Raw genomic sequence first — 7480 nt, forward strand, 5'->3', positions numbered from 1 at the left:
TTAAGCCTCAGCTCCCGGAACGACGGACAGGCCCAGCTCACGCTCGCGGATGACGGTGTAGATGCGGGCGATGTCGCGCTTGACCGTGCGAAGGCGGCGGTTGTTGGTCAGCTGACCGGTGGCCAGCTGGAAGCGCAGGTTGAACAGCTCTTCCTTGGCCTCAGTGAGGCGGGTCTCCAGCTCGGCGGCGTCAAGCTCGCGGAACTCGAAAGCAGGGGTACCGGTTGCCATTAGAACTGGTCCTCCTTCTTGATGATGCGGACCTTGCAGGGCAGCTTCTGGCCGGCGCGGCGCAGAGCCTCGAGGGCGGTGGCCTCATCCGGGTAGGACATCTCGAAGAGGATGCGACCCGGCTTGACGTTGGCGACCCACTTCTCGACGGCGCCCTTACCGGAACCCATACGCACACCGAGTGCCTTCTGGGTCAGCGGACGATCCGGGAAGATGTTGATCCACACCTTGCCACCACGCTTGACGTGGCGGTTGATGGCGATACGTGCGGACTCGATCTGACGGTTGGTGACGTAGGCCGGCTCGAGAGCCTGGATGCCGTAGTCACCGAAGTTGATCCTGTTGCCGCCCTTGGACACGCCCGAACGGTTCGGACGGTGCTGGCGACGGAACTTCACGCGCTTGGGGATAAGCATTCTTAGCCCTCCTGCTTCTGCTCGGCGCGCTGACGACGCTGGCCACCGCGACGCGGACGTGCGTTGCGATCGCCACGGCCACGGCGCTCAGCCGGTGCGTTGATCTCGGACTCGCGACGACCGCCGACGACGTCACCCTTGTAGATCCACACCTTGACGCCGATACGGCCGAAGGTGGTGTGGGCCTCTGCGGTGCCGTAGTCGATCTCGGCGCGCAGGGTGTGCAGCGGAACGCGACCCTCGTGGTAGCGCTCCACGCGGCCCATCTCGGCACCGCCGAGACGACCCGCACAGACAACCTTGATGCCCTTGACCTGCGGCTGGCGCATGGCGGACTGGATGGCCTTACGCATGGCGCGACGGAACGCGACACGGTTGACCAGCTGCTCAGCGACGGACTGGGCGACCAGTGCGGCGTTGGCGTCGATGTTCTTGACCTCGAGGATGTTGAGGGCGACCATCTTGCCGGTGAGCTTCTCCAGCTCACGGCGGATGCGGTCGGCCTCAGCACCGCGGCGACCGATCACGATGCCCGGGCGGGCGGTGTGGATGTCGACGCGGACGCGGTCACGGGTGCGCTCGATGACGACATCGGCGATACCGGCGCGCTCCAGTCCCTTGGACAGGAAATCGCGGATCTTGATGTCCTCGGCGACGTAATCTGCGTAGCTCTTCTCGGCGAACCAGTGGGACTTCCAGTCGGAAGTGATGCCCAGCCGGAGGCCGTGAGGATGAATCTTCTGGCCCACTACTTGGCCCCTTCCTTCTGGCTCTCAACCACAACGGTGATGTGGCTGGTGCGCTTGCGGATCTGGAAAGCACGGCCCTGAGCGCGCGGCTGGAAGCGACGCATGGTCGGACCCTCGTTGGCGTAGGCCTCGGAGATGACCAGGGTGCGCGGGTCCAGGCCGAAGTTGTTCTCGGCGTTGGCGGCTGCGGAGGCGACAACCTTGGCGATGGCCTTGGCTGCATCCTGCGGAGCGTACTTCAGGATCGCGAGTGCCTCGGAGACGGACTTGCCGCGGACGAGGTCCAGAATGCGGCCAGCCTTCATCGAGGAGGTGCGGACGTATTTGGCCGTCGCGCGTGCGGAGGTGATGGTGTCACTCATCGCTATCGACGTCCCTTCTTGTCGTCCTTGATGTGACCCTTGAAGGTCTTGGTGGGTGCGAACTCGCCCAGCTTGTGACCGACCATGGAGTCGTCCACGAACACCGGCACGTGCTTGCGACCGTCGTGGACGGCGAAGGTGTGGCCGATGAAGTCCGGGAGAATGGTGGAGCGGCGGGACCAGGTCTTGATGACCTGCTTGGTGCCGGCCTCGTTCTGAGCATCCACCTTGTTGAGGAGGTGCTCATCGACGAACGGGCCCTTCTTAAGGCTGCGTGGCATATCGTTTACCTCCTCTTAGCGCTTCTTGTTGGACCGGCGACGACGCACGATCATGTTGTTGGAGTAGCGGTTCGGGTTGCGGGTGCGGCCTTCCTTCTGGCCCCACGGCGACACCGGGTGGCGACCACCCGAGGTCTTACCCTCACCACCACCGTGCGGGTGGTCGACCGGGTTCATGACGACACCACGGACGGTCGGGCGGACGCCCTTCCAGCGCATACGGCCGGCCTTGCCCCAGCGGATGTTGATCTGCTCGGCGTTGCCGACCTCACCGACGGTGGCGCGGCAGCGGATGTCAACGCGGCGGATCTCGGAGGACGGCATACGCAGAACCGCGTAGGTGCCCTCCTTACCCAGCAGCTGGATGGACGCACCAGCGGAACGTGCGAGCTTGGCGCCGGCGCCCGGCTTCAGCTCGACGTTGTGGATGGTGGTACCGGTCGGGATGTTGCGCAGCGGCAGGTTGTTGCCCACCTTGATGTCGGCGTTGGCGCCGGACTCGACGATGGTGCCCTGCTTCAGGCCCTTGGGGGCCAGGATGTAGCGCTTCTCACCATCGAAGTAGTGGAGCAGCGCGATGTTGGCGGTGCGGTTCGGGTCGTACTCGATGTGAGCGACCTTGGCCAGCACGCCGTCCTTGTCGTTGCGACGGAAGTCGATGACGCGGTAGCGACGCTTGTGGCCGCCACCCTTGTGACGGGTGGTGATGTGGCCGTGCACGTTGCGGCCGCCGGTCTTGTGCAGCGGGCGCAGCAGAGACTTCTCCGGGGTCGAACGAGTGATCTCGTCGAACATGGAGACGGAGCTCTGACGGCGACCCGGGGTTGTCGGCTTGTACTTACGAATAGCCATAATGTGTCCTTTTCTCTCGACCCTTAGGAGGCGGAGCCGCCGAAGATGTCGATGGAGTCGCTGCCCTCACGGAGCGTCACGTAGGCGCGCTTGGTGGACTTGCGCTGACCGTAACCGGTGCGGGTGCGCTTGCGCTTGCCCTCACGGTTGGCGGTGTTGACGGAATCCACCTTCACGCCGAAGATCTGCTCCACGGCAATCTTGATCTGGGTCTTGTTGGAGGCCGGGTCGACGAGGAACGTGTAGACGTTCTGCTCCATCAGACCGTAGGACTTCTCCGAGACGACCGGCGCGATGATGATGTCGCGCGGGTTGGCGATCTTGGCCATTAGTTCTCCTCCTGGTCCGCAACATTGTTGCGGTTGATGAAGGCGTGCAGGGCCTCAACGGAGAACACGACATCGTCCGACTTGAGGACGTCGTAGGTGTTCAGCTGGCTGGCGTCCAGGATGTGGACACCGGGCAGGTTGTTGGCGCTGCGGCGGGCGTTGAGGTCCTCGCGGCCGACGACCAGCAGAACCGACTTGCGGTCGGTCAGGCGCTCGATGAAGGTGCGTGCCGACTTGGTCGACGGGGACTGACCCGGGACGAGCTCGGTGATCACGTGGATACGTGCGTTACGAGCGCGATCGGACAGGGCGCCTGCGAGTGCGGCGGCCTTCATCTTCTTGGGGGTGCGCTGGCTGTAGTCGCGCGGCTTCGGACCGTGGGAGATACCACCACCGGCGTAGTGCGGTGCGCGGATCGAGCCCTGACGGGCGCGGCCGGTTCCCTTCTGACGGTACGGCTTGCGGCCACCACCACGGACCTCAGCACGGGTCTTGGTGGAGTGGGTGCCCTGGCGGGCTCCGGCGAGCTGGGCGTTGACGACCTGGTGCATCAGAGCGATGGACACCTCGCGGTCGAAGATCTCGGCCGGCAGCTCAACCTGGCCGTCGGTCTTACCGTCAGCGGTGTGGACGTCGAGCTTCAGATTGGTCATGCGTGAGCACCGCCCTTCACTGCGGTCTTAACGGTCACGATGCCACCACGGTTGCCCGGGATTGCGCCCTTGATGAGCAGCAGGTTGGCATCGGCGTCAATCTTCTGAACCTTGAGGTTCTGGGTGGTGACGCGGTCAGTACCCATGCGGCCGGCCATGCGCTTGCCCTTGAAAATGCGACCCGGGGTCGCGGCAGCGCCGATACCACCGGGACGGCGGTGAGCGGCCTGGTTACCGTGGGAGGCACCCTGACCGGCGAAGCCGTGGCGCTTCATGCCGCCGGCAAAGCCCTTACCCTTGGAGGTACCGGTGACGTCGACGAACTGGACGCCGTCGAAGATCTCGACGGTGATGTCCTGGCCGACCTCGTAGCCGGAGACGTCATCCATACGGATTTCCGTCACGTGGCGACGCGGGGTGACGCCGGCCTTCTTGAAGTGACCTGCGGCCGGCTTGTTGGCCTTGCGCGGGTCGATGTCGCCGTAGGCGATCTGGATGGCGTTGTAGCCATCGGTTTCCTGGGTGCGAATCTGGGTCACGACGCACGGCCCGGCCTCGACGACGGTCACCGGAATAACGCGGTTCTCCTCGTCGAAGACCTGGGTCATGCCGAGCTTGGTGCCCAGAATGCCCTTGATCTCGTTTTCACTCATTATCTATTCTCCGCCAAGTATCTCGTCGATCACTGAATGTTCACGTCGACGCTGGCCGGAAGGTCGATGCGCATGAGAGCGTCAACCGTCTTCGGCGTCGGGTCGAGGATGTCGATCAGGCGCTTGTGGGTGCGCATCTCGAAGTGCTCGCGAGAATCCTTGTACTTGTGGGGAGAACGAATAACGGCGTACACGTTCTTTTCGGTGGGCAACGGCACCGGGCCAACGACGCGGGCACCCGTACGGGTGACGGTCTCGACGATCTTCTTTGCGGATGCGTCGATCGCCTCGTGGTCGTAGGCCTTAAGCCGAATGCGGATCTTCTGTCCGGCCACGCTTATCCTCTTCCTCGCTTCGTCCCACATCCATGATGGAGCGGTGGGAATTCGCTTCTCGATTTCTCTATAACGTTGTCCGGGCTATGGGGCCTGGGCGCAACGCCAGTTTCTGACTGCCATGACTGGCCGGGAGGTCTCCGGGGCTGTTCACGTCGAACTGACAAACAACATCACCGGGAGCACTCCTGACGGGGTACAAGACCCGTGTATGTCAGGTAGGAAGGGAACGTTATCTCGCGATAAGCGTGGGCCCTCGTATACTGCCGCTGTTTATTTGCCATGCCCCTTCTCCGGTCTCCACGCTCGGGTGTGTCCAACCTGAAGTCGGTGACCTTGACCCGATGTGCGGAGCCTTCCCAGCCTGTCCTGACGGACTGCCTGACGAAGGTGTCATGTTCGCCCTACCAGCGACGATCTGTTCTCAAGCTGCGCTCGAGCAGACGCCGTGTTAAGGCAACCCATGTATTAAAGCACGTCACCACCCCGAAACACAATCCGCCCGCCGTCGACCGGACATGAGATCACTCCGCGACACATCTGTGAATGGCGTCACTGCTCGACGGTGAGGATCTCCCGTACCGGCGCGAGGTGGTGTTCCGGACCCCCACCGGGCGGCTGCATCACCAGCGCCTGCCCCGCCTCACACGCCACCAGCTGCTCCCAGGCACGGGAGTCCTGGTGCAGCGCGCGTCTGCCGGCCACGAAGTGCTCGAATCCGTGGGAGAGCACCACCTGGGAATCGTCGTCGAGGATGACGAGGTAGACAGCGTCACCCATCGTCCGCCGCCGGAGACCGCTCAAAGAGTCCACCGTCGACGTCGGGATGTCATCGAGCAGCGTCATACGGGTGAGCACGCCCAGTCGATGATCGACGCCGTCCGCGGAGGTGACCACCAACGGCCCGCCGATGACAGCGGGCCGTACGGTGGCATAACGCCACACGCCGGGCTGCGCCGTCACCCCCGGCCGACGCACGATGACCCGCCACGGGTCCACCATCACCCGGTGTGCAGGAGCCTCGGTGATCACGAGGTAGCGGGCGGTGACGCGGGCGTCGACAAGCGGAAGTTCCGCGGGATGGAGCTTTTCCATCGCGGCGAGCTCGCGGAGCAGGTCCTCGTCGGTGGCACCCCACCCGACCCCGCGGTTGGCCAGCATGGCGAACAACGTCGGCAGAGACATGTCCGGGTGCCCCTCCCACACCCGTCGCACGGCATCGAGCACCCGCGGGTCGTGCATCAGATACGGGCGGACACGGTGTCCGAACCCGGCACTGCCTCGGCGATGTCGTTGCCGAGTGCCACGATGCGGTTGTGCTCGTCGACGTGGACGATGCGCGGCTCGTACTCGAGCGCCTCCTCGTAGGTGGCCTGCAGGTAGGAGATGAGGATGACGATGTCTCCGGGGTGGATGAGGTGCGCGGCGGCACCGTTGATGCAGATCTCGCCGGTCCCCGGACGGCCGGTGATGACATAGGTCTCCAGACGTGCACCGTTGGTGACGTCCACGATCGCGACCTTCTCCCCCTCGATGAGACCCGCCGCGGCCAGCAGGTCGGCGTCCACCGTGACGGAGCCGACGTAGTTCAGGTCGGCCTGGGTGACGGTGGCGCGGTGGATCTTGGCGCCGAGAATGGTTCTGAGCATGCGGTAGAAGATACCGCATGGTCCCCGGAATCTGAAAGGGCCCGGTGGGATAAACCCACCGGACCCTAGCAGTCAGATCAGTAAGCGGTACTTACTTGATGATCTTGGTGACGCGGCCAGCGCCGACGGTGCGGGAGCCCTCGCGGATAGCGAAGCGCAGGCCCTCGTCCATGGCGACCGGCTGGATCAGGGTGACGGACATGTCGACGTTGTCGCCCGGCATGACCATCTCGGTGCCCTCCGGCAGCTTCACGACGCCGGTGACGTCGGTGGTGCGGAAGTAGAACTGCGGACGGTAGTTGTCGAAGAACGGGGTGTGGCGGCCGCCCTCGTCCTTGGACAGGACGTAGACGGAACCCTCGAACTCGGTGTGCGGGGTGTAAGCGCCCGGCTTGATGATGACCTGGCCGCGCTCGACGTCCTCGCGCTTGATACCGCGGAGAAGCAGACCACAGTTGTCGCCGGCCTCGGTGTAGTCGAGAAGCTTACGGAACATCTCGATACCGGTGACGGTGGTGGTGGTGGCCTTCTCCTTGATGCCGATGATCTCGACATCCTCGTTGACGTTGAGCTGACCACGCTCGACACGACCGGTCACGACGGTGCCGCGGCCGGTGATGGTGAAGATGTCCTCGACCGGCATCAGGAACGGCTTGTCGGTCTCGCGCTCCGGGTCCGGGATGTTGTCATCGCAGGCCTGCATGAGCTCGATGACGGAGTCGACCCACTTCTGCTCGCCGTTGAGGGCGCCCAGTGCGGAGATGTGGACGATCGGGGCGTCCTCATCGTAGTCCTGCTCAGCCAGCAGCTCGCGGACCTCCATCTCGACGAGCTCGATGATCTCCTCATCGTCGACCATGTCGCACTTGTTCAGGGCGACGAGGATGTAGGGGACGCCGACCTGGCGGGCCAGCAGCACGTGCTCGCGGGTCTGCGGCATCGGGCCGTCGGTGGCGGCGACCACGAGGAT

General features: G+C 64.2%; 13 protein-coding genes. All 13 read right to left on the reverse strand.

Annotation, left to right across the window (positions count from 1 at the left end; all coding sequences use genetic code 11):
* Nucleotides 1-231, reverse strand: a complete 231-nt coding sequence (rpmC, locus tag Q4F73_RS04695) for a 50S ribosomal protein L29 (protein ID WP_303358198.1) — start codon at nucleotides 229-231, stop codon at nucleotides 1-3.
* A complete protein-coding gene (rplP, locus tag Q4F73_RS04700; RefSeq protein ID WP_303358199.1) occupies nucleotides 231-647 on the reverse strand; it encodes a 50S ribosomal protein L16 in 417 nt (138 codons plus the stop codon). Before rplP ends, rpmC begins: the two co-directional genes overlap by 1 nt.
* Nucleotides 648-649: 2 nt before the next feature.
* On the reverse strand, nucleotides 650-1396 hold the full coding sequence (gene rpsC, locus Q4F73_RS04705) for a 30S ribosomal protein S3 (RefSeq protein ID WP_303358200.1): 747 nt from the start codon (nucleotides 1394-1396) through the stop codon (nucleotides 650-652).
* The gene (rplV, locus tag Q4F73_RS04710) at nucleotides 1396-1758 is read right to left on the reverse strand and encodes a 50S ribosomal protein L22 (protein WP_040084844.1); all 363 of its coding nucleotides are present in this window, start codon (nucleotides 1756-1758) and stop codon (nucleotides 1396-1398) included. The genes rpsC and rplV overlap by 1 nt, the downstream gene beginning before the upstream one ends.
* Nucleotides 1759-1760: 2 nt before the next feature.
* Nucleotides 1761-2039 carry a 30S ribosomal protein S19 gene (rpsS, locus tag Q4F73_RS04715; protein WP_047252314.1) on the reverse strand — a complete coding sequence of 93 codons (279 nt, stop codon included), beginning with the start codon at nucleotides 2037-2039 and terminating at the stop codon, nucleotides 1761-1763.
* A 15-nt stretch (nucleotides 2040-2054) separates the two neighbouring features.
* A complete protein-coding gene (gene rplB, locus Q4F73_RS04720) occupies nucleotides 2055-2891 on the reverse strand; it encodes a 50S ribosomal protein L2 (RefSeq protein WP_303358201.1) in 837 nt (278 codons plus the stop codon).
* A gap of 23 nt (nucleotides 2892-2914) precedes the next feature.
* The gene (gene rplW, locus Q4F73_RS04725) at nucleotides 2915-3220 is read right to left on the reverse strand and encodes a 50S ribosomal protein L23 (RefSeq protein ID WP_303358202.1); all 306 of its coding nucleotides are present in this window, start codon (nucleotides 3218-3220) and stop codon (nucleotides 2915-2917) included.
* Nucleotides 3220-3873, reverse strand: a complete 654-nt coding sequence (rplD, locus tag Q4F73_RS04730; protein WP_303358203.1) for a 50S ribosomal protein L4 — start codon at nucleotides 3871-3873, stop codon at nucleotides 3220-3222. The genes rplW and rplD overlap by 1 nt, the downstream gene beginning before the upstream one ends.
* The gene (rplC, locus tag Q4F73_RS04735; protein WP_303358204.1) at nucleotides 3870-4526 is read right to left on the reverse strand and encodes a 50S ribosomal protein L3; all 657 of its coding nucleotides are present in this window, start codon (nucleotides 4524-4526) and stop codon (nucleotides 3870-3872) included. Before rplC ends, rplD begins: the two co-directional genes overlap by 4 nt.
* Nucleotides 4527-4555: 29 nt before the next feature.
* On the reverse strand, nucleotides 4556-4861 hold the full coding sequence (gene rpsJ / locus Q4F73_RS04740) for a 30S ribosomal protein S10 (protein WP_003848085.1): 306 nt from the start codon (nucleotides 4859-4861) through the stop codon (nucleotides 4556-4558).
* 552 nt (nucleotides 4862-5413) lie between these two features.
* Nucleotides 5414-6103 carry a hypothetical protein gene (locus Q4F73_RS04745; protein ID WP_303358205.1) on the reverse strand — a complete coding sequence of 230 codons (690 nt, stop codon included), beginning with the start codon at nucleotides 6101-6103 and terminating at the stop codon, nucleotides 5414-5416.
* Nucleotides 6103-6510, reverse strand: a complete 408-nt coding sequence (gene panD, locus Q4F73_RS04750) for an aspartate 1-decarboxylase (protein ID WP_303358206.1) — start codon at nucleotides 6508-6510, stop codon at nucleotides 6103-6105. The genes Q4F73_RS04745 and panD overlap by 1 nt, the downstream gene beginning before the upstream one ends.
* 91 nt (nucleotides 6511-6601) lie before the next feature.
* A partial coding sequence (locus tag Q4F73_RS04755) for an elongation factor Tu (RefSeq protein ID WP_303358207.1) occupies nucleotides 6602-7480 on the reverse strand: 879 nt, incomplete at its 5' end.

Origin of the sequence: Corynebacterium sp. (assembly GCF_030535495.1) — a bacterium.
In the GTDB taxonomy this organism is placed as follows: domain Bacteria; phylum Actinomycetota; class Actinomycetes; order Mycobacteriales; family Mycobacteriaceae; genus Corynebacterium.

What these genes read in the sequence shown, in the direction of transcription:
- rplP (WP_303358199.1), bottom strand. Translation starts at nt 647, where the DNA reads ATGCTTATCCCCAAGCGCGTGAAGTTCCGTCGCCAGCACCGTCCGAAC.
- rplB (WP_303358201.1), bottom strand. Translation starts at nt 2,891, where the DNA reads ATGGCTATTCGTAAGTACAAGCCGACAACCCCGGGTCGCCGTCAGAGC.
- rplW (WP_303358202.1), bottom strand. Translation starts at nt 3,220, where the DNA reads ATGGCCAAGATCGCCAACCCGCGCGACATCATCATCGCGCCGGTCGTC.
- panD (WP_303358206.1), bottom strand. Translation starts at nt 6,510, where the DNA reads ATGCTCAGAACCATTCTCGGCGCCAAGATCCACCGCGCCACCGTCACC.
- Q4F73_RS04745 (WP_303358205.1), bottom strand. Translation starts at nt 6,103, where the DNA reads ATGCACGACCCGCGGGTGCTCGATGCCGTGCGACGGGTGTGGGAGGGG.
- rplC (WP_303358204.1), bottom strand. Translation starts at nt 4,526, where the DNA reads ATGAGTGAAAACGAGATCAAGGGCATTCTGGGCACCAAGCTCGGCATG.
- rpmC (WP_303358198.1), bottom strand. Translation starts at nt 231, where the DNA reads ATGGCAACCGGTACCCCTGCTTTCGAGTTCCGCGAGCTTGACGCCGCC.
- rplD (WP_303358203.1), bottom strand. Translation starts at nt 3,873, where the DNA reads ATGACCAATCTGAAGCTCGACGTCCACACCGCTGACGGTAAGACCGAC.
- rpsS (WP_047252314.1), bottom strand. Translation starts at nt 2,039, where the DNA reads ATGCCACGCAGCCTTAAGAAGGGCCCGTTCGTCGATGAGCACCTCCTC.
- rplV (WP_040084844.1), bottom strand. Translation starts at nt 1,758, where the DNA reads ATGAGTGACACCATCACCTCCGCACGCGCGACGGCCAAATACGTCCGC.